At 46.0% G+C, this 22,134-nt stretch carries 25 protein-coding genes and 1 riboswitch; of the genes, 20 read left to right on the top strand and 5 right to left on the bottom strand.

Translation table 11 applies throughout. The annotated features are described in order from the left end of the window. Positions 1-66: 66 nt before the first annotated feature. The 3 genes from AY633_RS07105 (at position 67) to AY633_RS07095 (ending at position 1,279) form a co-directional block, all read left to right on the top strand. Positions 67-474, top strand: coding sequence for a hypothetical protein (locus tag AY633_RS07105; RefSeq protein WP_145915654.1), 408 nt, complete (start codon positions 67-69; stop codon positions 472-474). A gap of 173 nt (positions 475-647) precedes the next feature. Then, positions 648-971 carry a hypothetical protein gene (locus AY633_RS07100; protein ID WP_068487630.1) on the top strand — a complete coding sequence of 108 codons (324 nt, stop codon included), beginning with the start codon at positions 648-650 and terminating at the stop codon, positions 969-971. A gap of 35 nt (positions 972-1,006) precedes the next feature. Continuing rightward, on the top strand, positions 1,007-1,279 hold the full coding sequence (locus AY633_RS07095) for a hypothetical protein (RefSeq protein ID WP_068487629.1): 273 nt from the start codon (positions 1,007-1,009) through the stop codon (positions 1,277-1,279). 58 nt (positions 1,280-1,337) lie between these two features. On the opposite strand, the gene AY633_RS07090 is transcribed toward AY633_RS07095, so the two are convergent. After that, complete coding sequence (locus tag AY633_RS07090) at positions 1,338-2,231, bottom strand: SDR family oxidoreductase (RefSeq protein ID WP_068487628.1); 894 nt, start codon at positions 2,229-2,231, stop codon at positions 1,338-1,340. 236 nt (positions 2,232-2,467) lie between these two features. Between AY633_RS07090 and AY633_RS07085 the strand changes: the two genes are divergently transcribed. From AY633_RS07085 to AY633_RS07050, 8 genes are all read left to right on the top strand, one after another. Beyond that, on the top strand, positions 2,468-3,319 hold the full coding sequence (locus AY633_RS07085; protein ID WP_068487627.1) for a mechanosensitive ion channel family protein: 852 nt from the start codon (positions 2,468-2,470) through the stop codon (positions 3,317-3,319). 139 nt (positions 3,320-3,458) lie between these two features. Continuing rightward, positions 3,459-3,716 carry an RNA polymerase sigma factor gene (locus AY633_RS07080; RefSeq protein WP_068487626.1) on the top strand — a complete coding sequence of 86 codons (258 nt, stop codon included), beginning with the start codon at positions 3,459-3,461 and terminating at the stop codon, positions 3,714-3,716. A gap of 338 nt (positions 3,717-4,054) precedes the next feature. Beyond that, a complete protein-coding gene (locus AY633_RS07075; protein WP_068487625.1) occupies positions 4,055-4,711 on the top strand; it encodes a potassium channel family protein in 657 nt (218 codons plus the stop codon). Between the two features lie 162 nt (positions 4,712-4,873). Then, entirely contained in the window at positions 4,874-5,431 is a 558-nt protein-coding gene (locus tag AY633_RS07070) for a dihydrofolate reductase family protein (RefSeq protein WP_069577095.1), read from the top strand. 119 nt (positions 5,432-5,550) lie between these two features. Continuing rightward, positions 5,551-6,408 carry an AraC family transcriptional regulator gene (locus AY633_RS07065; protein WP_068487623.1) on the top strand — a complete coding sequence of 286 codons (858 nt, stop codon included), beginning with the start codon at positions 5,551-5,553 and terminating at the stop codon, positions 6,406-6,408. A gap of 309 nt (positions 6,409-6,717) precedes the next feature. Continuing rightward, positions 6,718-7,209 carry an immunoglobulin-like domain-containing protein gene (locus AY633_RS07060; RefSeq protein ID WP_068487622.1) on the top strand — a complete coding sequence of 164 codons (492 nt, stop codon included), beginning with the start codon at positions 6,718-6,720 and terminating at the stop codon, positions 7,207-7,209. 135 nt (positions 7,210-7,344) lie between these two features. After that, the gene (locus AY633_RS07055) at positions 7,345-7,839 is read left to right on the top strand and encodes a GNAT family N-acetyltransferase (RefSeq protein ID WP_068487621.1); all 495 of its coding nucleotides are present in this window, start codon (positions 7,345-7,347) and stop codon (positions 7,837-7,839) included. 24 nt (positions 7,840-7,863) lie between these two features. After that, the gene (locus AY633_RS07050; RefSeq protein WP_068487620.1) at positions 7,864-8,616 is read left to right on the top strand and encodes an SDR family oxidoreductase; all 753 of its coding nucleotides are present in this window, start codon (positions 7,864-7,866) and stop codon (positions 8,614-8,616) included. 60 nt (positions 8,617-8,676) lie between these two features. Here the strand turns inward: AY633_RS07050 and AY633_RS07045 are convergent, their stop codons facing one another. Further along, positions 8,677-10,008: a TrkH family potassium uptake protein gene (locus AY633_RS07045; protein WP_068487619.1), complete on the bottom strand. Its 1,332-nt coding sequence runs from the start codon at positions 10,006-10,008 to the stop codon at positions 8,677-8,679. A 1-nt stretch (position 10,009) separates the two neighbouring features. Further along, on the bottom strand, positions 10,010-10,675 hold the full coding sequence (locus AY633_RS07040) for a potassium channel family protein (protein WP_068487618.1): 666 nt from the start codon (positions 10,673-10,675) through the stop codon (positions 10,010-10,012). A 72-nt stretch (positions 10,676-10,747) separates the two neighbouring features. Then, positions 10,748-10,897, bottom strand: a riboswitch (cyclic di-AMP (ydaO/yuaA leader). Between the two features lie 194 nt (positions 10,898-11,091). Here AY633_RS07040 and AY633_RS07035 point away from each other — a divergent pair. Together AY633_RS07035 and AY633_RS07030 are read left to right on the top strand one after the other, a co-directional pair. Then, positions 11,092-11,622: a sigma-70 family RNA polymerase sigma factor gene (locus tag AY633_RS07035; protein ID WP_068487617.1), complete on the top strand. Its 531-nt coding sequence runs from the start codon at positions 11,092-11,094 to the stop codon at positions 11,620-11,622. Beyond that, entirely contained in the window at positions 11,606-12,610 is a 1,005-nt protein-coding gene (locus tag AY633_RS07030) for an anti-sigma factor (protein ID WP_068487896.1), read from the top strand. Before AY633_RS07035 ends, AY633_RS07030 begins: the two co-directional genes overlap by 17 nt. 370 nt (positions 12,611-12,980) lie before the next feature. Here AY633_RS07030 and AY633_RS07020 read toward each other — a convergent pair whose 3' ends face one another. Then, on the bottom strand, positions 12,981-15,368 hold the full coding sequence (locus AY633_RS07020) for a bifunctional diguanylate cyclase/phosphodiesterase (RefSeq protein WP_260804533.1): 2,388 nt from the start codon (positions 15,366-15,368) through the stop codon (positions 12,981-12,983). Positions 15,369-15,868: 500 nt separating this feature from the next. Here AY633_RS07020 and AY633_RS07015 point away from each other — a divergent pair, with 500 nt between their 5' ends. Next, positions 15,869-16,708 (top strand): aldo/keto reductase, encoded by an 840-nt coding sequence (locus AY633_RS07015; protein WP_068487615.1) that lies wholly within the window; start codon positions 15,869-15,871, stop codon positions 16,706-16,708. Between the two features lie 84 nt (positions 16,709-16,792). Here AY633_RS07015 and AY633_RS07010 read toward each other — a convergent pair whose 3' ends face one another. Continuing rightward, the gene (locus tag AY633_RS07010) at positions 16,793-17,638 is read right to left on the bottom strand and encodes a GAF domain-containing protein (protein ID WP_068487614.1); all 846 of its coding nucleotides are present in this window, start codon (positions 17,636-17,638) and stop codon (positions 16,793-16,795) included. A 316-nt stretch (positions 17,639-17,954) separates the two neighbouring features. Here AY633_RS07010 and AY633_RS07005 point away from each other — a divergent pair, with 316 nt between their 5' ends. From AY633_RS07005 to AY633_RS06980, 6 genes are read left to right on the top strand one after another with little or no spacing between them, the layout of a single operon-like run. Further along, entirely contained in the window at positions 17,955-18,716 is a 762-nt protein-coding gene (locus tag AY633_RS07005; protein ID WP_068487613.1) for a Nif3-like dinuclear metal center hexameric protein, read from the top strand. 16 nt (positions 18,717-18,732) lie between these two features. Further along, on the top strand, positions 18,733-19,230 hold the full coding sequence (locus tag AY633_RS07000; protein WP_068487612.1) for a kinase: 498 nt from the start codon (positions 18,733-18,735) through the stop codon (positions 19,228-19,230). Positions 19,231-19,262: 32 nt separating this feature from the next. Further along, positions 19,263-20,264 carry a S66 family peptidase gene (locus AY633_RS06995; protein WP_068487611.1) on the top strand — a complete coding sequence of 334 codons (1,002 nt, stop codon included), beginning with the start codon at positions 19,263-19,265 and terminating at the stop codon, positions 20,262-20,264. Positions 20,265-20,279: 15 nt separating this feature from the next. Further along, positions 20,280-20,972, top strand: a complete 693-nt coding sequence (locus AY633_RS06990) for an aspartate/glutamate racemase family protein (protein ID WP_068487610.1) — start codon at positions 20,280-20,282, stop codon at positions 20,970-20,972. A gap of 21 nt (positions 20,973-20,993) precedes the next feature. Further along, a complete protein-coding gene (locus AY633_RS06985; RefSeq protein ID WP_068487609.1) occupies positions 20,994-21,647 on the top strand; it encodes a zinc dependent phospholipase C family protein in 654 nt (217 codons plus the stop codon). Beyond that, complete coding sequence (locus AY633_RS06980; protein ID WP_068487608.1) at positions 21,637-22,098, top strand: NUDIX domain-containing protein; 462 nt, start codon at positions 21,637-21,639, stop codon at positions 22,096-22,098. Before AY633_RS06985 ends, AY633_RS06980 begins: the two co-directional genes overlap by 11 nt. The last annotated feature ends 36 nt before the right edge of the window (positions 22,099-22,134 follow it).

The raw sequence follows: 22,134 nt of genomic DNA, 5'->3' as shown, positions 1-22,134 counted from the left end.
ATCCTGTCATTGACGGCCTGCAGTGATTCGGAACAAGACACTCAGGAAGAAAGCGGAAAATTTCTGTTGGACAATATATACGCAAACCCTATTGAAGCGGATACCATGTATTCCATGATTCACGAAATCGAATGGACAGGGGAAACGCCTGCTACCATCAATTCTTTTGACTTGGTGAAAGAACAGGGCGAACCGGTTTCATTTGAGAAGGATGGCATTGCCTATGAAGCGTATGGGGCCGATCCGCTGAAGCAAGTCGGAGTTTACGCCGAAGGACATGAGATTGGTGAGGTTGAAGATGTAAATGGATACGAAGTTGACGGAACAGGGCGCATCGTTCTCAAACTGAAAATCGGCGAAGTATCTGAGGACCCGGACCGTGCTGCCAAGATCAACTACACTGTAAACGGCGAAGAGCATGAAGTCATTTACGAGTGGGATGGCTACAAGAAATTCACTACAGAAGACAATTAATCGAATCAAGCATTATTTTGAGCAGCTATAGCACGGCCGATTTTTTGCGAAAACACAGCTAAACTAAAGGTGGTGCGTTTATTTTTTATCCATTCAGCTTTTACATAGCTATCCTAATCGCCATCTTGTACTGTGCAAGTTTGTGGATGCTGCGAAACTTGGGGAAATTCAGAATGCCTTTATTTATCTACGGGCTTATCGTGCAATTGTCGTTTCTGGCATTCTTCTTTCGGATGAGCCGCTATTTCAGGACCAGCGAAAGCGTGAACCGGGATTATTACGGTGTCTTCGTGAATGGCCTTTTCATTTTCTATCTGTTGATGGTCGTTCCATTCGTCCTTGCACTGTGGGTGCAGGTTTATAAAGGGATATGGAATTTGCAAGTCGGACAAATTTCCAAAGTCATCATGATGATTTTATTTATTTTAATGACATTGGTGGTCGCATTCGTTGGTTTTTATGCACATATTCTGTTCTATTATGGATTTGCACCGTAATGAACGGCGGGCTTTCTTTAGAAAGGAGTGATGGGGTGTTCAGTAGGTATTCAATTGGGCTCATCGTATCGGGGACATTATTGCTTGTGCTAAACCACAGGATGTCCGGCTATTCCGACCCGCTGGCATTAACCGGTTTTCTGCTGCTTTTTTTATCCGCAGGGGCCATCTTTATGGCGGCGTTGAAAAAAGAGCCGGGCCAATTGAAAGTTTGGGCGCTCTCTGCTTTATTCATCGTCCTATTTGTCATCAGCTGGGCTGAACCTTTGGAGATTTTGCGCCTGCTGACATGGCTGAAAAATGTTTGATTGAAAAAAAGCGTGGGATACCGATTGATTTGGTGTCCCACGCTTTTTGAATATCAACCTAAGCGGTCGTCATGCCGCCGGTGATGCTGTAAATTTGTCCCGTGACATAACTAGATTCAATAGAAGCCAAGAAGACATAGACAGAAGCGAGTTCTGCCGGCTGTCCTGCACGGCCGATTGGCGTCTCAGGCGTGCCTTTGCCGAATTCGGGAATGTTTTCTTGCGGCTGTCCGCCGGAGATTTGCAGCGCTGTCCAAATCGGGCCCGGCGCGATTGAGTTGACGCGGATGCCTTTGTCGGCCACTTGTTTGGCTAGGGATTTCGTAAAGCCGATGATCGCGAATTTCGTAGCTGAGTAATCGAGCAGCATCGGGCTCGGGTCAAAGCCTTCAACCGAACTCGTCGTGATGATGGAGGCGCCTTCTGGAAGATGCGGAAGCGCCGCTTTCACTGTCCAGTACATGGAAAAAACATTGACTTGGAAGGTTTTTTCCAGTTGTTCAGTCGGTAAGTCGGCAATGTCTTTAACGGCTTGCTGTTGACCGGCAACGAGTGCCAGAATGTCCAAGCCGCCTAGTTCGGTGTTCGCTTTTTCAACCATTTCCTTGTTGAACGCTTCATCGCTCAAGTCGCCGGGGATCAAGACGGCTTTGCGGCCTTCCGCCTCGATCAATTGTTTCACTTCGTCCGCGTCGGATTGCTCCGCCGGCAAATAATTGATTGCCACATCCGCGCCTTCTCTCGCATATGCAATAGCTGCAGCGCGGCCGATTCCGGAATCTCCGCCCGTTACTAAGGCTTTGCGGCCTTCGAGTTTGCCGGAGCCTTTATAAGTTTTTTCGCCGCAATCCGGCACGGGGGTCATTTGGTTTTGTACGCCAGGGGCTTCCTGATACTGTTTCGGAAAATCTTCCGTTGTATATTGCGTTCTAGGGTTTTGGATATTCGCCATTTATAATCTCTCCTCAGTTTGGAATCGTTAGTTTCTCCCTTTATCTACCACCTCCATTCAAGATAAAACCTCTCGTGCATTGCAAAAGAGAGAATGAGTGGCTAAATGCAGTGATTTTGGGGCAGAAGCATGAAATAGCACCCTTATTTATGTTATAAAGAAACAGGTAAATACAGATAGGCTGCGCCATTTGGTCTTTATTGAAGGCAGCCAAAGAATGTGAAAGGAATGATTGTTTGTTGGATTTTATTGATATTGATTGGGGACAACTACTAGTTGATGCGGGAGTTATCGCTGCACAAGTAATCGGAATTTTGATCGCATTCGTCATTGTCCGGGCGATCGGGAAAAAATTAATCAGCCGTTCGTTTGACCGATTGACGAAAAAAGGCGATATTACCAATGGCCGTGCACTGACGCTTCGGACGCTTGCAGAAAATGTCTTTTCTTATGCATTAATCTTTGTATTGGTCGCGACCGTGTTCAGCATCTTCGGTCTCTCTGTCGCAAGTCTTATTGCCGGTGCTGGGATTGTCGGCCTTGCGGTTGGGTTTGGGGCACAGGGCCTCGTCAGCGACGTCGTCACCGGGTTCTTCCTATTGTTGGAGAAACAGATTGACGTCAACGATTATGTAACGGTCGGCGCCATTGACGGCGTGGTTGAATCAGTCGGACTTCGCACGACGCAAATCCGCAGCTTTGACGGCACTTTAAACTTTATCCCAAACCGGGACATTACGACTGTCAGCAACCATTCACGTGGAAATATGCGTGCACTCGTAGATATTGGCGTATCGTACGACGAAAACATCGATGAAGCGATGACCGTTCTGAAAACGGTTTGCGCAAAAATGACGAAAGACAATCCAGCGATTGTGGAAGGGCCGGATGTCATCGGCGTGCAGGCTTTCGGTGAATCGGATGTGACCTTGCGCATCATTGCCAAAGCGCAAAGCGGCGAGCAATGGGGCGTTGAACGCGAGTTGCGCAAAGCCATTAAAGAAGCTTTCGATGCGAACGGCATCGAAATCCCGTTCCCGCATCAAGTAACGATTCATAAAGGCCTGGAGAATCCCATCCAGTCTTAAGAAATCAGGATCGGCGCCGCATGGACGGCAGCTGATCCTGTTATTTTTTATCTTTTATCCATTATATTAATATTATCTCGAATATAGGGTTTTAATTCTCTCCTTATGGGTATTTTGAATAAGAAGAGAGAGGTGCTAAATGACTACGGATGGGAAATTGCTGGAAAGACTGAAGTTTAGTGACAAAGCCGCCCTGGAAGTGATATATGATGAATACTATCTATTGTTATGGAAAGTCAGCTACCGGAAATTCAACGACCAAGCGGTTTGTGAACGTGTCCTAACAGAGGTTTTTCAGCAGTTATGGAAACATCCGCAGCAGTTTAGCGGAAACAAACGGCTGATGTTTTATTTGATCGAATGTTTGAACGACAAAATAGCTCGTATGAAGGCATAACAGAAATATCCATGGCAAAGTGAAATTCATGCAATCAATGGCTTACTGCTATCAAGTAGGACAGCAAAAAGGTGCTAGTATTGCATGTGAACGTTTTTGCTTGAATAGTATATGGATCATCTTTAGAAGACGCTGTTTCTCCTTTTTAAGCAAGGAGAAAGAGCGTTTTTTTATGGCAGCTGATAGGCTAAACAAGGAAACTTCGTATTGTTAATATTGACAATATTACTCAACAGATGTAGATTTTAGTCAATTGAACATAATCATGGAGAAGCTTTCAAGAGGGCTGGAATCAGCGTTATCGCTTGTGCCGGATTTTATGGAAATGAGGAACTAACGTGAAGAAACAATTTATCGTAATCGGACTGGGCAGATTCGGCAGCAGCATTTGCAAAGAACTGTTCAAGCTGGGCCACGATGTCTTGGCCATAGATTCTTCTCCAGAGCGAGTAGAGTTGATGCGCAATTTTTCCTCGCATGCAGCGGTAGCGAATGCGACAGACGAAGCAAGCTTGAGGGACTTAGGCGTCCGAAATTTTGAACATGCGGTCGTGGCGATTGGCGAGAACATGCAGACGAGCGTCTTGTGCACCTTGATGCTTAAGGAAATTGGCATTCCGCTAGTGTGGGTCAAAGCGAAGGACTTGCAGCACCAGATGATTCTCGAAAAAGTCGGAGCGGATCGCGTCATCCAGCCGGAAAAAGAGATGGGCATCCGCATCGCTCATCATATGGATTCAGAAAAAGTCGTCGATTACATCGATTTATCGGAAGATTACAGCATCGTGGAATTGGTGGCTTCTGAAAAACTGATGAACCAAAGCTTGCTGGAGCTGGATATTCGGGCAAAATACCAATGCACGATTTTGGCTATCAAGCGCGGAGATGAAGTAAACGTTGCGCCAATGCCGGACGACGAGGTGAAATTGGACGATGTGCTCGTCGCTATGGGCCATCGCAACGATTTAAAACGCTTTGAAGCAAAAGGGATTTAATGAGCAAGATAGCAGGTGAAAGAGAGGGATGGGCTTCAGGCCGGTCGCTCTTTTTTTATGGCAAAAAGCCTAGTTTTTTAGTAGGGAAGGAAATTGGAGTTCAAGGGGGAATTGATTAACAAAGGAAGTCGACAAGCAATCAAAAGAAAGGGCGAGTCAGCTATGGCAAAGGTATGTTTTGGAATGATTGCGTCTCTCGATGGATTTATCAATGACCAACATGGGAAACTCGATAAGCTTTATGAAAGTTTTAAGCCGAGTGATGAAATCAATGAGGAGATGGCAAGGACAGGCGCGGTGGTGATGGGCCGGCGAACCTATGATATGGCCGACGACCCAGATGCTTATGCCGATTATTACGAATTTCAAGTACCTATTTTTGTCGTAACGCATCATCCGCCCGCTAGACATCCAAAAGAAAACAGCCAATTGAGTATCAGCTTTGTGACAGATGGCATAGAAGCCACTATACAAAAAGCAAAAGCCGCTGCAGGCCAGAAAAATGTCGTGGTTCTTGGGGCGGACGTCGGCCAGCAAGCTTTGCGTGCGAAGTTGGTGGACGAATTGCAAATCGCTATCGCTCCGTTGCTGCTTGGAACGGGCACTCGGATGTTCGACCACTTAGAAGGCATGGAGATTCACTTGGAAAAAATCCGGACGATTGAGACAAATGAGCAAATAGAGGTTTATTATAAAGTAAACAGGCAGGGGACTAATTGAAGAATTTTTAAAGTCTTGCATCCGTCTAGAGTCAGTAGACAAAAACTGTCCAAACAGCGCACAAAATGACAGGAAATCAGATCGCAACCGGGCTATTATTCGAGTAAGGAGTTGAGAACATGGCTTTGGCGCAGTCTTTGCAAAAAGCGATCGACTATATGGAGGAGAATTTGCTGAATGAGCTATCCGTCGCAGCCATCGCAAAACAGGCAAACGTCTCTCCCTTCCATTTTCAACGCATGTTCTTGATCATGACCGATATCTCCGTTGGGGAATATCTGCGTCGCCGCCGCCTGACATTGGCTGCCCAACAATTGCTTAACACTGATCAGAAAATCATCGACATCGCGTATCGCTACGGTTACGAATCACCAGAAGCATTCACAAAAGCGTTCCGCAAGCAGCATGGGCTCAGTCCGAGGGAGGCGCGAAAAGGGAAGGGGGCATTGCAATCGCATAACCGTTTAATGATTCAAGTGAACTTGAAAGGAGCCAGTCCGATGAACTATCAAATTGTTGAAAAAGATGCGTTCCAAGTCGTTGGGGTCAAACGGGAATGTCCGTGTGGCGAAACCGGGGGAGTGAACGGGGTTGCTGAGTTTTGGCTGGAGGCCAATGCTGATGGAACAGCCGCTGAATTAGCGGAGTTAATGAATGGTGAGATCAACGGCTTGCTTGGAATCACCGATAATTATAATGAAGAGAAGAATACGGTCGATTATTGGATTGCAGTAGAGCATGACGGAAGCGTGCCGGCTAATTTTCGTGCATTTGTGGTGCCAACATCCAAATGGGCGATTTTTAAAGTGCAAGGGTCTGCCCCGATTGCCATGCCTGAAGCATGGAACCAAATCTACACCGAATGGATTCCGTCTAACGGCTACGAAGTGGCGGATATTCCAGCTATTGAAGCTTACACCGATCCTGATTCGTATAAAGACGATTCGTCCAACCAGATTTGGCTGGCGGTGAAATAGCAAAGTAGACACATTCTTATCAATAGAGTTGAAGATCGTAAAATATAATTCATGCACCGTTGGGTGTTTATCGATCATGACAGTCAGTTATTGCGGAAAAAGCGATGTTTACGAAGTGAAAGCATGGAAGAGGCAATTCTCTTTTGTGCTTTTTTTAATTAATAACTATATGGATGCTATGAAATTTGGATGGGGGTTCAGCCATTGAAGACTTGTAAGTATGAGACCTTGTCTTAAAATAGAAATCTATCAGGCTAAAAATGGTAGAATTTAGTTGGATGGATAAATAAGGACTGAAAGGGTGGAAAGATGACCGGCAAAAAAATAACAATTCTTCTATTGATTTCACTCTTAATCTTATCTGGCTGTACAAGTTTTGAGACCAATCGAAAGAAAAATATTCTAGAAACCGTCTCTTCGCATGGGAATTTGCCAAACACTTTCAATAATGGCAACACAGCGTTTTCTATGACAAATGATAAAGAAGCTTATAAGCTTCCTGTTGATGATATAACTTTAATCATTTCCAATTCTGGTTCAAGTACTGTCAAATTCGGTGAGCAACGGACGTTGGAGAAGTTGCAAGAAGAAACATGGCATGAAATTCCTTACAGTGAACAGTTTGCTTTCACAGACATTGGCCTGGGATTGGGGGCGAAAGAACATCTCGAGCAGAAGATGCCGCTCGAATTTTTGGATTACGAACTGACGGCCGGCACATACCGAATCGTCAAAAACTTTTATATTAATGAAGAAGCAGAGGAGATTGCTTTAGCTGCGGAATTTGAAATCACGAAGTAGTTCGAGGCATTGAAATATCGAAGCGATTCTAGAATAGAAAAGCGGTACATATTTACACGCAGTTTATTCCCCGGGAAATATTAATGTTGAATGAACTTGAAATGGTTATTAACAGAATGGGAGTGGAGCTCTGTGATGAAACTTCGAAAAGCTGAAAGCCGCGACGCAGCACAAATCGCGCAAGTCATTAAAAACGCTGAGGATTCAGGGTATATGCTATTCAATCCGGGCGAGCGGGAGATTTCAGCCGAATCGTTCGGAAAGTTCATTGACGTATTGAATGCCAATGAAAAATCAGGTGTTTTTATCGCGTGCGAAGAACAGCAAGTTATAGGATACCTGATTGCCCAAAATGAAAATTCCCAGCGACTTTCACACCGCGCTTATATGGTGGCGGGTGTCCATAGCGATAGCCGCGGCAAAGGTGTCGGAAAGGCTTTATTTTCCCATGTGATCGCTTGGGCAAAATCCGTCAATCTACACCGTTTGGAACTGACAGTGATAGCAGAAAACGCATCAGCAGTTGCTTTGTATCAGAAGATGGGATTCGAAATTGAAGGCGTGAAGCGGGATTCGTTGCTCATCAACGGTAGCTACATGGATGAGTATTATATGGCGAAGCTACTTTAAAACTATCGCAGGAGGACAACAAGGATGGCAAAACCCAAAAGCATTGCATTGATCACCGGTGTCAGCAACGATACGGGAATCGGAGCGGCTGTGTGCCGGAAACTCGCGCAACAAGAAATAAATATTTTCTTTACCCACTGGCAAGCAGAACCGAATTTTCCGGAGCGTTTTCGTTCAGAAACCACAAAGCTTGGCGTGCGCTGTGAGTTCATGGAGGTTGATTTAGCGCAGCGAGACGTCGAAGCAGCTATCTTGGCGCATGTAACAAGTGTCATCGGGTTTCCGACTATTCTCATCAATAACGCAGCGCATTCGATCGATTCCAACTATATGGATCTAACTGGCAAGGTCTTGGATGATCATTATATGGTAAATATGAGAGCGACTTTTTTATTGTCTATAGAATTTGCGAAAGGATTTCAGCAAATGGGCCTAAACGATGGGCGCATCGTCAATTTAACATCCGGACAGGAGCAGGGGCCGATGCCAGGAAATCTAGCTTATGCAGCAACAAAAGGAGCCATTTCAGCATTCACTTCCTCTTTGTCCGCAGAAATCGCGGAACTGGGGATCACGGTGAACGCCGTCAATCCAGGGCCGACCGACACGAGTTGGATGGATGATGAGATCAGGGATTACTTGCGGCCGAAATTCGGTTTGGGACGTATCGGAACGCCGGAAGATGCAGCCAAAGTCATCGCTTTTCTTGCCAGTACAGAAGGCGCTTGGATTACTGGGCAAGTGATTCATTCAGAAGGCGGATTTTTAAGAAGTTAACGCCAAAAAAGCTGCACCTCCGAGTTTGGGGTGCAGCTTTTGACTTGTGTGGCTTGCCAATCAACCTGTAAAAATATCGCCTTTCGGATGGCTGATTTGTTCCCGGTGTTGGCGGGCCAATGCAAATGCCAGCGTCACAGGGCCAACTCGGCCGATGAACATGAGCACCATGATGACGAATTTGCCGATGGTGGAAAGTTCCCCAGTTAAGCCCATTGACAGCCCGACCGTCCCGAAAGCTGAGAACGCTTCGAAGATGATCCATTCAAACGGGGCTTGTTCTGTATAGGACAAAATCAGAATGCCGGCGAAAACAGCGGACATACTGATGAACACAATCGCCAATGACCGTTCAAGCAAGTGGGAGGGAATTGCACGGTTGAAAATGACCGCTTCTTTTCTCCCTTTCAAATAAGAAGCTGTCACTAAAATGATAACCAAGAAAGTCGTAAGCTTGATGCCGCTCCCGGTCGAGGCGCTGCCGGCTCCGATGAACATGAGCAGTGAAATGAGCACGATCGAGCCGGTTTCCATGCTGCCGATGTCGATGGAATTAAATCCTGCAGTCCGCGGCGTGACCGCCTGGAAATACGAAGCCCATAGTTTATCGCCGAGCGGAAGAGCGCCTATGGTTTCCATATTGCTGTACTCCGAAACAAATAAAAACAGCATCGCGATCAAATTCACGGCCAAAGTTCCCGTCAGCATGACTTTGGAATGAAGGGACAGCTGCTTAAAGTTTCTCGTTTTCCATAAATCATACAAGACCGTAAAGCCAATCCCGCCTGAAATGAACAAGAGGGTGATCAGGATATTGATTGTTGGGTCGCCGACATAGGCGCTGAGGCTGTCATCCCATAGAGAGAATCCTGCATTATTGAATGCGGAAATAGCGTGGAAAGCACTGGTGAAAAGCCCGTATGTCCAGCCGTATTCCGGAACCCAGCGAACCGCTAAAATCGCTGTGGCCAATAATTCGATGCCAAATGCGAAAAATAGCAGAACCTGTACGAGGCGGATCATGCCGCCAAGTGAATACTGGTTGAACGACTGCTGGATTAAAATCCGTCCCCGCAGGCCAATTTTCCTGCCCAGCAGCAAAACAATCAAAATGGCGAATGTCATGAGGCCGAGCCCGCCGACCTGCATGAGGACCATGATGACCGATTGGCCGAACATCGTGAAATCATTGCCGGTACTGACAACAACCAGGCCGGTTACCGTCGTTGCAGACGTAGCGGTGAATAACGCATCGATCCACGAAATCGGTTCAACTGTGGAGATTGGCAAATACAATAAGATGGTGCCAATTAGAATGGCCACCAGAAAAGTCATCGTTAATATTTGAGGCGGCGATATTTTGATTTTTTTAAAATAAGTAGATCGTTTCATGTTACAAACCCGCCCGGTCAAATTGATGGATATTTTTCTTTGTCCCGAGCACCGTCAAAACATCCCCTGCCTGCAAGATATCATGTGGCAACGGGGAAACATTCAAGTTCTCCCCACGTTTAATCGCAAGGACAGTTACGCCGAATTTCAAGCGGATCTTCAGGTCATTCAACGACTTCCGGTTAACTTTTGGCGTGGCCATCAATTCGGTAATGCTATAGTCTGCAGAAAGGTCGATGGAATCGATAATTTTTTGGGAGCCTAGATGTTCAGCCATTTTTTTCCCCATCTCAATCTCGGGCTGAACGACTTGCTCCACTCCGATCTTCATCAACACTTTCTGGTGATAATGGTTCTGTGCTTTAACGTACACTTTGGGAATTTGCAGATCTTTCAACACGAGAGTCGTGAGAATGCTCGATTGGATATCTTCGCCAATTGCGACGATAACATTTTCAAAATTGGTGATTCCGGATCGCTTCAATGCAGACTCGTTTGTCGAATCCAATTGAAGTGCATGGGAAGAAAACGCCACGAACTCCAATACTTTTTTCTCGTCGCGGTCTATTGCCAGTACATCGTGCCCCATCTGATGCAGTTCTTTGCAAATGCTGCCCCCGAATCTTCCTAATCCGATCACTGCGAACTGCTTTTTGTTCCATCCCATTGCCATTCCACTCTTTTCCCTTAAATTTGAGCACAAAAAAACCATTTCAAAGAAACGGTCTGAGATAGACCTTTTCTCTCTTTTCTACGCTTACGAGGTTAGCTGTCGGATTAGGGATGGAGAGTACCCCTTCTTCAAAAATGAAGATTCACCCCGAGATCAAGTGGCGATCAAATTGGTTCCCCCGCACAGAAATTCATTCTGTCTCAGCGATAATAAAAGGTGGATTCTATTGTACAAGCTAAAATATACGCCTCTATTTTCAAAAGTCAACACCATTTTGTGTGCCGAAATAAAATAATTTTATCCAGTTACAGGAAAGGGGATGGAATTATTTTTGCAAATTATTTCAGGAAAACTGTAACATTAAGGAAAAGCAAACGTGTAAGTGGTAGAGATTAATAAAGGGGGACACAATGAAAAATCAACAGCTGGAACAACTTTTTAAACTGTATTCAAAACCCCTTTATTATTATCTTTGGAAATTATCAGGTTCTTCGCATTTGGCGGAAGATTTGACCCAGGAGACATTTGTCAGGGCAACGATCTCGCTCCATACTTATCAAGGAGAAGAAGCGAGAGCATGGCTTTTCAAGGTGGCGCGTAATATTTATATTGACGAATGGCGCAAACGAAAGAGAAGGCAAAACATCCCTGTGCTCAATATATTCAAGCCGGCCGAGGAGATGATCAGCCCGTACGGATTGCCGGAAGATGAGGCTTTGGCGCAAGAGCGAAACGACGATTTGCATGCCTTGTTCAATTATTTGCCGGAACATTACCGGACGATTTTATACTTAAGGGAAGTGGAATCGTTTAGTTATGCTGAAATAGCAAATTCGATGGATTTGTCAACAGATCAAGTCAAGGTCACGCTTCATCGTTCGCGAAAAAAACTGGAGGCGCTGGCAAAACAGAAAGGGTGGCATGATGACAGAATGGAATGAGGCATTGGAAAAAAAGATATTAAAGAAATCCCGCTTTGTGTTAACGATACGGATTCTCCGCATACTCATGATTGGGGTGCTACTATACGGTGCCTATATGATTGCTTTGGCATTTATTACCGATGGGCTGCAAGTGGCAGAAGAAAATGACTACTACACGAAACTCGCTTTGGATTGGACTGTACCTAATGTCCGCGGGGGATTCGGGTTTGAAGAGGAAGAAGTTTCTCCCTTAGGCACCAGTGCATTTTCCTACCCTTTGGTCAGAACAGTGGGCAAGGAGGAAATGGTCGTAGGGGAGGCGCAAGTGACGAAGCGCTTGTCAAACAGCTTATCGTCTATCGAATACCAAATCCCTTCGAGAGATGAACTTGATCGTTTCTTCTTTTTCTATCCGGAAGATCCGCGCAACGGCAATTCACTTAAAGCTTACGGCCAGCCTGATGTTTGGAACACGCTGGACAAACTGCACGAAGGGACCGTAGCGGAAATGGCCTTCTCGACAGGCCGTTTCATGACGCCTGAAGAGCTAATCGCACAATTGGAACCTTATGATATTGATGTTTTGTGGATGCCACTGCATACGGGCGAATTTGAGACGTTCACGCCAGGTGCCTGGGGAGGCGGCGGAGACGATTTGTCGGTGAACACGCTCTTCGGACTGACGGGTGGGCAAAGCGTTTCCGACGATTTTCAGTCCTTTTCTTCTATCTACCGGCTTGATTCTGAGACCATACAAGAAAGCAAGCAGATGATGATGGCCAATATGGAAACTTTGCTCGAAGAAAAATCTGCCGCTTATTATGAAAGATTTTTAGGCCTGAGTTATTTGAATGAACGCTACGAGTATATGGAGGAAAACGGCTTTATGGTATATGGAGCTGTGGTCACTGGCCCAGTCAAGGAATTATTGAAGCTGGAAGATGAAGCCATGGTGGCCGGCGAGCAATTGGGGCAAGTGGAACTGTGGAATTGGGAAGACGAGTAGACATATTGAAAAGAAGTGGGGAGACGCTGCCATATGCAGCATTTCCTCGCTTCTTTTTCGGATAATATAAGTAGATGCTTTACAGCTTTGCGACGAGAGCGCCTATGAAAAAAATAGCGGCTATCAACAAGAAGCCATACATTTCTTTCTTGTTGTTCAACTGAAAGGTTTGGAAACTCCTGATTAAAAAAATTCCTGCAGGCACCAGGAAGGTGAACGGAAATAATTCTCTCCAGTAAAATGACACTATCATCATAAAGATATAAAGGCCGTACAAGGGATATTCGATTTTAGTATTGGGCTTAAATGATTTCTGAGCAAATTCCATGAGCGTGTCCCCCTTCATAAGCCGGCCGGTTTGTTAGACCCTTTAAGCCGGCTCTATCTTATAGTAGATGTTTTCAATGTCTTGCGCTGGCAATGGGCGATTAAAGTAATAGCCTTGTGCCTGGTTGCATTGCTCAGTTTTTAGGAAATCCAGCTGTTCTAGGGTCTCAACACCTTCTGCGATGACGTTCAACTCCAAATCGTGCGCCATGCGGATGATGGTTTTGACGAGTGCCGCATCTTTTGAATCGCTTTTAATATTGCGGGTGAAATGCTGGTCAATCTTTAAGCTGTTGATTGGGAACAATTTTAAATAGCTGAGTGAAGAATAGCCGGTGCCGAAATCATCAATGGATAAATGCACTCCAAGAGCTGCCAGTTCTTCCATAGTGGTGATAGCCGTATCTGCATTCTGAATAATCGTTTCCGTCAGTTCCAGTTCCAAATACTGTGGATCCAATCCAGTCTTTTGCAAAATGGTGCTGACAATTTCGGTCAAATCTTTTTGGGCAAACTGCCGTGCCGAAATATTGACCGCCACGCGGAAGGGAGCAATCCCTAAATCTTGCCAAAACTTGTTTTGCCGGCAGGCTTCCTCCAATACAAATTCACCGATCTTTGTGATGCTTCCGGTCTCTTCAGCAATCGGGATGAACTCTGCCGGTGAAATGCTGCCCCATTCGGGATGGTTCCACCTGAGCAAGGCTTCCACACCAATAATTTGTTCATTTTGCAAGTTAATCTGCGGTTGGTAGTGAATCGTGAATTCACCATGCTCCAAACCTTTGCGCAGTCCTGTTGCCAGCTTTGACTTGCGGTCGATCGTTTCGTTCATATTGGGAGTGAAGAACTGAAAGCCGTTTTTTCCTTCTTCTTTTGCCTGATACATAGCGATGTCAGCATTTTTAACTAAGGTCTCGGAATCATTGCCATCAGAAGGAAATAGGCTGATGCCGATCGAAAGGCTGGTGAAAATTTCTTCGTTTTCAAAGCGAAAAGGAACGTTCAGGGCTGCAATGAGATTTTGTGCGAGATCTGCGGCTTTGCCGTACTCAGTATTCGGTAACAGCAAAATGAATTCATCTCCGCCAAGCCGTGATAGCGTATCTCTTGGACTAATTTGCGCTTCCAGACGGCTGGCGACACTTTGAAGAAAATGATCGCCCATTGAATGCCCAAAGCGATCGTTGATCATTTTGAAATTATCGAGATCCATATAAAATAGCGAGAAGTTAAAGCCGCGTTCATCTGCTTGGCGCAGCAGTGAATCCAGCCGGTCGTTGAACAAACGGCGATTTGGCAATCCTGTTAAAGGATCCAAGTACACCAAATCATTGATTTTGTCTTCGGATGCTTTGCGTTCTGTGATGTCGCGGAGAATGCTGCTGAAGAAAACGCCTTTCTCTGTTTCCCACGTGCCAACAGACATTTCGAGCTGGAATTCCTCGCCATTTTTTCGCAGGCCTGTCAATTCGACCGTGTTGCCGATTACATGGGGGATGCGCGTTTCGCGGTAAGCGTTCATGCCGTCTCCGTGTGCTTTTTTCAAGCGCTCGGGCATGAGTGTGCTAATATTTCGTCCAAGAATTTCTTTTTGGCTATAGCCGAAAATGGCCTCTGCGCCTCGATTCCATTGGACAATCGACCCTTGAAAGTCCGCAACGATAATCGCATCTTTCGCCGATTCGATAACGGATTGAAACTTCATTTCGGACTCTGTGGATTGAATTTCCAAGCGGCGGTCTGTGCGAATGCTCGCGAGTGTCAGGACAAAAAGCATGAGCATGCCCCCGCCGATGCCATAGGCGAGCAGCGTGCTATCGACTGAGAAAGGAGAAGTGTGGCCAGCAGCCGAGTGGTCCATTTGTGAAAAATTGGCGGCCGCCATGCCAGTGTAGTGCATTCCTGAAACAGCGAGGCCAATCAGCACGGCTCCGGCCAGCTTGCGCCAGTGAAATCTTGGAACATTTGGAATGTAGAACAGCAAAGCCAATCCAACAAACGAAGCAGCAAAGGCAATGAGTGCAGACAATGTCCACAAAAATGGATCATAGGAAATCATGGCATCCATGCGCATGGCATCCATCCCCAAATAATGCATCGACACGATTCCAATGCTTATAAAGAAGGCGCCTGTAACTAAATTGCGCCACGAGACGGACGGCTTGCTAATCAAATAAAACGCAACCGCGCAAGAAGCAATTGCTGGCACGATCGACAATATCACCAAACCAAAATGATAGGACACGTCAACCGGCAAGTGAAACGCCAGCATGCCGATAAAATGCATCGACCAAATGCCGAGCCCGAGCACAAAGGCACCTGCTGTGATCCATCGGAGGTGTGACACATTTTTAGCATATTTCAGGCGGCTGCTGATATCGAGTGCGACGGAAGCGGAAAAGATGGCGACCAAAATGGAGAGGGCCACGAGGGGAAGGTTATACGAGCTAAAGAGATTGGTAATAGGACTCACGCTCTTTCTTTAAGATTTTCTAATGAAGATGTTATTAAACCAATACAAAACAATGTCCGATGCTTAATTATGTACACCGCTTTAAATAGCTGTAAGACGGAAAATTCCTGTGTAGAAAAGAGGGGAGAGCTAAAACAATTAAAGGTCTTAAGACTTAATTATTTTTCTGGGCTTTTAATTATACCGTATCATTAGGCATCATAAATATCCAAATAAATCTATTTTTTATTAGAATACCACATTTATCTCGATTTGAAACTATTTATCGGCTTGTACAGCTCAAGTATCAGGCAAGAAATAGTTGGGTATTATCTTTGAATAACTTTTTATAAAAGCTAGGCGGTGCGTGGGCTTACAAACTATGGGTTTAGTAACTCAATCTGCGATAGTTTGGTAGATAAGGGGTATACTAAAATTATTGTGTATCAACTATCGAACGAGGGAGGGCATCAATCATGAAAAATTTACAAGCAACGGTCACGTTAACTAACGGAAGTGAAATGCCTTGGCTCGGCCTGGGTGTGTTTAGAGTAGAAGATGGGCCTGAAGCGACAGAAGCCGTTAAAACGGCCATCGTGAATGGCTACCGCAGTATCGATACTGCTGCCATTTACGGAAACGAGGAAAGTGTCGGAGAAGGAATCCGCCAGGGGATCAAAGCGGCGGGGATTTCGAGGGAAGACTTATTCATCACGTCAAAACTATGGAACGACGATTTCGGCTACACATCCGGTATTCAAGCCTACGGGACGAGCTTGAAGAAATTGGGGCTGGAATATCTGGATCTGTACTTGCTCCATTGGCCGGTTGAAGGCAAATACAAAGAGGCTTGGAAAGCGCTCGAACATCTTTATATGGACGGGCAAGTCATAGCGATCGGCGTCAGCAATTTCCAGATCCACCACTTGAAAGACCTGATGGAAGATGCGGACATCAAGCCGGTCGTCAATCAAATCGAGTACCATCCGCGTTTGACGCAGGAAAAACTGCTTGCTTTCTGCCGCGAGCACAATATCCAAGCGGAAGCCTGGTCGCCGCTCATGGCAGGCGAAGCAATCGAGCAGCCTGAGCTGAAAGAAATCGCGGCAAAATATGATAAATCGGTCGCACAAGTCATTCTGCGCTGGAATCTGCAAAACGGTGTCGTGACCATTCCGAAGTCGACCAATGCGGGGCGTATTGCGGAAAATGCCCAAGTATTTGATTTTGAATTGACAGAGGAAGACATGCAACGGATTTCGGCATTGAACGAAGACCGCCGCATCGGCCCGGATCCGGACAACTTCGATTTTTAAGAGAGTTTCAGGCTAACCTTAGGTGAGTGTTTCTGGTCTCCATAATAAAAGGAAGGGAAAAGCTCTCGGGCTTTTCCCTTCCTTTTATTTTTCCAGCTTATAGCCGATCTTATTGAGTGCCGATTCAATATCGGCGACATACTCGGTTTTCAATTGTGATAAATGTTCACTGACCCCCGGCATTTGGACGAGCCAAGGCGGAAGGCCCGTCATCATGACTTGGACGCCCATGACGTTCAAGCCGGACACCAGATTCTTTAAGACATCCGGGAACTGATTTTCCAACAGTCTCAATTGCGACAAGTCGATAACAAACGAATGGATGCCTTTGTCAGCCGCATAATAAAGCGTGTCTTCCATGATTTTCTGAGAACGTGCTTCATTGATATTCCCTTGAAGTGACAAAATAGCCAAGCCCTTTTTGATCGGGATGATTGGCACGCTCAACAACTCGATGTCTGCCAAGGTATTGTCCAAATGGATGACATAAGACAGCACTTCCGCCATTTGTTTCAGGAAATGGATGTCTTGGTCACTGAACTCTTTTTCTTCCTTATCCATGACACATAAAGTGCCGAAGATTTCGCCATAAAAATCGCGTAATGTCACGCCGAGAAAGCCTTTGACCTCCAGCTGCGGCGTTACTTCCAAGTCCTTCGTCAACGTAAATGAGCCTAAATTATTTGTACGCATCGCTTCCTGGTCACTCTGGATGATTAGGCGGCAGTAAGTGCCGTCATATTCCACCGCATAACCTTCAGGAATGACGTAATGGTCTTTATTGAATGAACTGATGACTTTCATCGCGGTCGGACCTCGCTCGGTCACGTAAGCGGTGTTGACATCGAGTTCGTCACTGATCACTTGAAACAGCTTGTAGGAAACAGCTTTTAACGAATCGTGCGTGGACATTCCCTTTTTTTCGTTCATCGTGCGTTCCTCCCCGAATCCTGGGGGACCTGTTCATTTCCTCAGATGTCTAGAGCTATTCGTGTTCACTTTAACATCTTTAAGTTTTCACCAAATGCTCTGGTGTTTCCAGTCGGTGTGCAGCCCCCGCGTGTTTCTTCTACTAAGGCTACAGAATTCACGAAAAAGGGTCAAGGAAAATATTTCGCCAACCGAAAAAACGTACGTTCCTATTCTGTAAAACCATAACTGCGGGTAACTAAATTAAATTTCCAATATTATCAAATGCATCTTATGTGGTAAAATCAAGAAAAAACAGAATAGTGGGGCTTTTGAGATGAAACGAAACGAGTTTGAGAAGACGATTCAGCGGTTGTTCGGCGAAGAATTACTAAAAGAGGACGATGAATACGGCTTTACTAACACGAGAGACGGCGACATCCACAAGATTGGCTACGCGACCAATTTGTCTATTGAAACAGTTGAAATGGCTATCGCACAAGGCATCGATTTACTATTGACGCATCACGATGCCTGGGATTTCATCTATGGCTTAAGAGAAGCGTGCGTCAGTCGGTTGAAACAGCACAATATCGGCCATTTTTGGATCCATGCACCACTGGATTTTGTGGACTTTGGGACCTGTACATCATTGATGAAGATGTTGAAAGTCGATGAAATCGATGCGTACTCCACTTATAGTGAAGCGGACGGCGAACTACCGGGCATTGGGGAATTCACTATCCCTGTTGAGTTTGAGCAGTTGGCGAAAAGAATGCGCGGCACTTTAAACGAACCGGTACGCGCATGGAAAAACAATGCACAGCCCGTTAAACGTGTCGGCGTGTTGACCGGTGCGGGCCATTCCTCTGCACTCATTCGTGAGGCGGCCGAAAGAGGGTGCGATACGTATGTGACCGGTGAAGCCACGCTTTACTCGATTCAGTATGCTCAGTATGCCGGCATCAATCTACTAGTAGGCAGCCATACCTTCACCGAGATTTTCGGCGTAGAAAGCTTAGCGAAAAAGATTGCGGAGCTGAATCCGGGTGTAGAAATTACTGAATTGATAGAATCACATTTTGAGTTGAATCATTGAAAAGAGCGTGAGTAGAGTGAAAACCAAATTGTTTATCTTGCGGGGAAATTCAGGCAGTGGCAAGACAACCATTGCCAAACGGCTGCAAGATCATTTCGGACGCGGCACTTTACTGGTGTCGCAGGATGTGGTCCGCCGCGACATGCTGATGGTCCAGGACCGCGACGGCAATTTATCGACAGAATTGATTCAGCAGATTACGGAATATGGCAAAGGCAAGTGCCGAATCGTAATCTTGGAAGGTATTTTGGTGAAAGAACGTTACGAATCCTTGCTGCTCGACTTGATCCGGTTCTATGAAGGTGAGGCGCTCGTCTACTATTTCGATTTGTCCTTCGAAAACACGCTGGAGCGCCATAATCTACGCCCTCAATCGGAAGACTTCGGAGAAGAATCGCTGAAAAAATGGTGGAGACCGAAAGACGAGTTGGGCGTGCCAGGCGAACAATTGCTGACAGCGGAAATGTCTGAACAAGTGATCGTCGAACGGATTTGCAGACAGGTAGAAGAATAACAACTGGGCAATAGAAGTAAAGGAGTAAGCATATGACCCTATTCAATCACTTGAAAAAAGGAGACTCGATCGGAATCTATTCCCCGTCGTCTCCGATTACCTATAATTCGCCGATACGCTTTAAGCGTGCGAAAGATTTTCTGGCATCGAAAGGCTTTAACATCACAGAAGGCAGCTTGACGGGTAAACGGGATTTCTATCGTTCGGGGACGATCCGTGAGCGGGCAGAAGAGTTGAACGAACTCATCCGAAACCCGGATGTCCGCTGTATCATGTCGACAATTGGCGGGACGAATTCCAATGCATTATTGCCGTATATCGATTACGAAGCGTTCAAAAAAGACCCGAAAATCATGATCGGTTATTCGGACGCAACAGCTGTATTACTCGCCATTTATGCCAAGACCGGCATCCCGGTGTTTTATGGACCGGCGCTGGTGCCGTCATTTGGAGAATTCGAGCCGTTTGTGAAGGATACATACGATTATTTTTCCGAAATGCTGATGCAAAAGCAAACACTTCCTTATCAAGTACCGCTGCCGCCTTATTGGTCAGATGAGCCAGTCAATTGGGAAGAGAAAACGCAGGAAAAGGAAGCGAGAAAAAACGAGTGGATTTGCGTGCGGGAAGGCAATGTGACAGGGCGCTTAATTGGCGGGAATGTGAATACGATGGCTGGCATCATGGGCAGCCCGTATATGCCGATCATTAAAAGCGGTGATGTTTTGTTGTTGGAAGACACCATGAAAACGGCTGCGGTCGTCGAAAAGAACTTTAATTTACTGAAGCTCAACGGGGTCTTCGATAAAGTGTCGGGAATTATTTTAGGCAAGCATGAATTATTCGACGACCAAGGAACAGGAAGAAAACCGCATGAAATTCTGCTCGAAGTGTTGGGCGACCGCGAGTTGCCATTGCTTGCCGAATTTGACTGCGCCCATACCCAGCCGATGCTGACGATGCCGATTGGCAAAACTGTTACGCTGGATGCGACTGAAAAACGGATTGAAATTACGGAACAATGGATTCGGTAATGGAGGAGGTCTTCGATGAAAACGATTGGATTGATTGGCGGAATGAGCTGGGAATCGTCCGCTGAATATTACCGCATGATTAATGAACAAGTGAAACAGCATCTAGGCGGTCTGCATTCGGCTGAATGTCTCATGTACAGTGTCGATTTTGAAGAGATTGAACGCTTTCAGTCACAAGGGAAATGGCAAGAAGCGGGCGAGCGATTAGCGGATGTCGCCCGATCGCTTCAAAAAGGTGGTGCAGAGCTGATCGTATTGTGCACGAACACGATGCATAAAGTCATTTCTTCTATAGAAGAGGCTGTCTCAGTGCCAGTTTTGCATATCGCAGACGCGACGGCCAAAGAGATCCAAGTAAACCATCTCCATACGGTAGGGTTGCTCGGCACGAAGTACACGATGGAGCAGGAGTTCTACAAAGAACGCATTGCAGAGAGCGGTATCCAGGTGTTGATTCCGGAAGCTGAAGAACGAGATATAATCAACGAAGTTATTTTTGATGAATTATGCTTAGGAGAAATCAACGACTCGTCGAAAGTGAAATACCGACAAGCCATCCAAAACCTCATCGATCGCGGAGCCGAGGGCATCATTCTTGGCTGTACAGAAATCGGTTTGTTGATACACGAAGAAGATGCAGAAGTGCCGCTATTCGATACAGCGAAAATCCACGTCGAAGCAGCAGTGAACCAAGCGTTGGATAACTGAAGCTAGAAGGAGGAAGCGGAGATGGGATCGCGCCTAATGCATTTGATCATCGCTCGGCAGGTAGCCGAGAAAATCGAGATTTTCGACCGACCGCGTTTTCTGTTGGGCGGCATTGCCCCGGATGCAGTTCATGGAAGAGAGCAGAAAACCAAATCCCATTATTACGAGGGCAGTGTGGATGACGGAACGAGACGCGTAAATTATGAAAACTTCATCCAGAAATACCGTGGGGAAATGAGGGACTCATTCATTCTCGGATATGTTGTGCATTTAGTGGCGGATGATGTGTGGATGACAGACATCTATTTCAAAAAAGACATGAAACACCGCATCGATGCCGATCCGTCCGTGCTCGAGAAATGGCATTCGGATTTCCGGAAACTCAATGGTATGCTCATTGATCTGTTTGACTGTGCTGGTTTGGAACGAGAACTGGCAGCTGCTGACTTTCCCGATATTCTTATAGAAGAACTCGAAATCAATAACTTGCGCGAGTTCACCGAAGAAACGCTTGGCGACTTCCAATCAACGAAACTGTTTTCCGGTAAGGATCTGGAAATATACTCGGTTGAAGAAATTACTGCCTACATCAAGTCCGCGGCAGACCAGGCGATTCGCATATGCGGGTCTATCGGAATAAAGGAACGGCAAAGGAGTGGACGCAATGGCCATTAGAAATTCCGCGAAAGCGATCATTGTTAGAGACGGCAAAGTACTATTGACGACGAACCGGGACGCAGAAGGCAGCTATTATCTATTTCCCGGTGGCGGGCAGGAGCTCGGCGAAACTTTGCCGGAAGCGGCTGCTCGTGAATGCCTGGAAGAAATCGGCTGCGCCGTCGAAGTGAAAAGCCTGATTCATATTCGCGAATACATAGGCGAGCGCCACGAATACGCCGAGACCGATCGTGGCGTTCACCAAATCGAATATTATTTTGAATGCCGTTTGCTGGGTGATTTGCAATCAGCGGTCCCGTCCAATCCCGACGCCCAGCAAACCGGCGTTGAATGGGTGGAGATTGAGAATTTATTGGAGCAACGGATTTATCCGAAGGGCATCCGCCGGTTTATCCAGGAGTTTGAAAGCGGTAAAGGGAATTCGGTTTATTTAGAGGCGTTTAATTAAAGTGGCGTAAGCTTATGAATCAATTGAGGGGGGAAA

It is taken from the genome of Planococcus maritimus (assembly GCF_001592825.1).
In the GTDB taxonomy this organism is placed as follows: domain Bacteria; phylum Bacillota; class Bacilli; order Bacillales_A; family Planococcaceae; genus Planococcus; species Planococcus maritimus_C.
The sequence above is the reverse complement of the archived record's forward strand: the minus strand, read 5'-3'. Positions and strand labels throughout refer to the sequence as shown.

Bases quoted from the DNA above. Each gene is read 5' to 3' on its own strand.
- AY633_RS07100 (WP_068487630.1), top strand. From the start codon at position 648: ATGCCTTTATTTATCTACGGGCTTATCGTGCAATTGTCGTTTCTGGCA.
- AY633_RS07090 (WP_068487628.1), bottom strand. From the start codon at position 2,231: ATGGCGAATATCCAAAACCCTAGAACGCAATATACAACGGAAGATTTT.
- AY633_RS07080 (WP_068487626.1), top strand. From the start codon at position 3,459: ATGACTACGGATGGGAAATTGCTGGAAAGACTGAAGTTTAGTGACAAA.
- AY633_RS07070 (WP_069577095.1), top strand. From the start codon at position 4,874: ATGGCAAAGGTATGTTTTGGAATGATTGCGTCTCTCGATGGATTTATC.
- AY633_RS07065 (WP_068487623.1), top strand. From the start codon at position 5,551: ATGGCTTTGGCGCAGTCTTTGCAAAAAGCGATCGACTATATGGAGGAG.
- AY633_RS07060 (WP_068487622.1), top strand. From the start codon at position 6,718: ATGACCGGCAAAAAAATAACAATTCTTCTATTGATTTCACTCTTAATC.
- AY633_RS07055 (WP_068487621.1), top strand. From the start codon at position 7,345: ATGAAACTTCGAAAAGCTGAAAGCCGCGACGCAGCACAAATCGCGCAA.
- AY633_RS07050 (WP_068487620.1), top strand. From the start codon at position 7,864: ATGGCAAAACCCAAAAGCATTGCATTGATCACCGGTGTCAGCAACGAT.
- AY633_RS07045 (WP_068487619.1), bottom strand. From the start codon at position 10,008: ATGAAACGATCTACTTATTTTAAAAAAATCAAAATATCGCCGCCTCAA.
- AY633_RS07040 (WP_068487618.1), bottom strand. From the start codon at position 10,675: ATGGGATGGAACAAAAAGCAGTTCGCAGTGATCGGATTAGGAAGATTC.
- AY633_RS07035 (WP_068487617.1), top strand. From the start codon at position 11,092: ATGAAAAATCAACAGCTGGAACAACTTTTTAAACTGTATTCAAAACCC.
- AY633_RS07030 (WP_068487896.1), top strand. From the start codon at position 11,606: ATGACAGAATGGAATGAGGCATTGGAAAAAAAGATATTAAAGAAATCC.
- AY633_RS07015 (WP_068487615.1), top strand. From the start codon at position 15,869: ATGAAAAATTTACAAGCAACGGTCACGTTAACTAACGGAAGTGAAATG.
- AY633_RS07010 (WP_068487614.1), bottom strand. From the start codon at position 17,638: ATGAACGAAAAAAAGGGAATGTCCACGCACGATTCGTTAAAAGCTGTT.
- AY633_RS07005 (WP_068487613.1), top strand. From the start codon at position 17,955: ATGAAACGAAACGAGTTTGAGAAGACGATTCAGCGGTTGTTCGGCGAA.
- AY633_RS06995 (WP_068487611.1), top strand. From the start codon at position 19,263: ATGACCCTATTCAATCACTTGAAAAAAGGAGACTCGATCGGAATCTAT.
- AY633_RS06990 (WP_068487610.1), top strand. From the start codon at position 20,280: ATGAAAACGATTGGATTGATTGGCGGAATGAGCTGGGAATCGTCCGCT.
- AY633_RS06985 (WP_068487609.1), top strand. From the start codon at position 20,994: ATGGGATCGCGCCTAATGCATTTGATCATCGCTCGGCAGGTAGCCGAG.
- AY633_RS06980 (WP_068487608.1), top strand. From the start codon at position 21,637: ATGGCCATTAGAAATTCCGCGAAAGCGATCATTGTTAGAGACGGCAAA.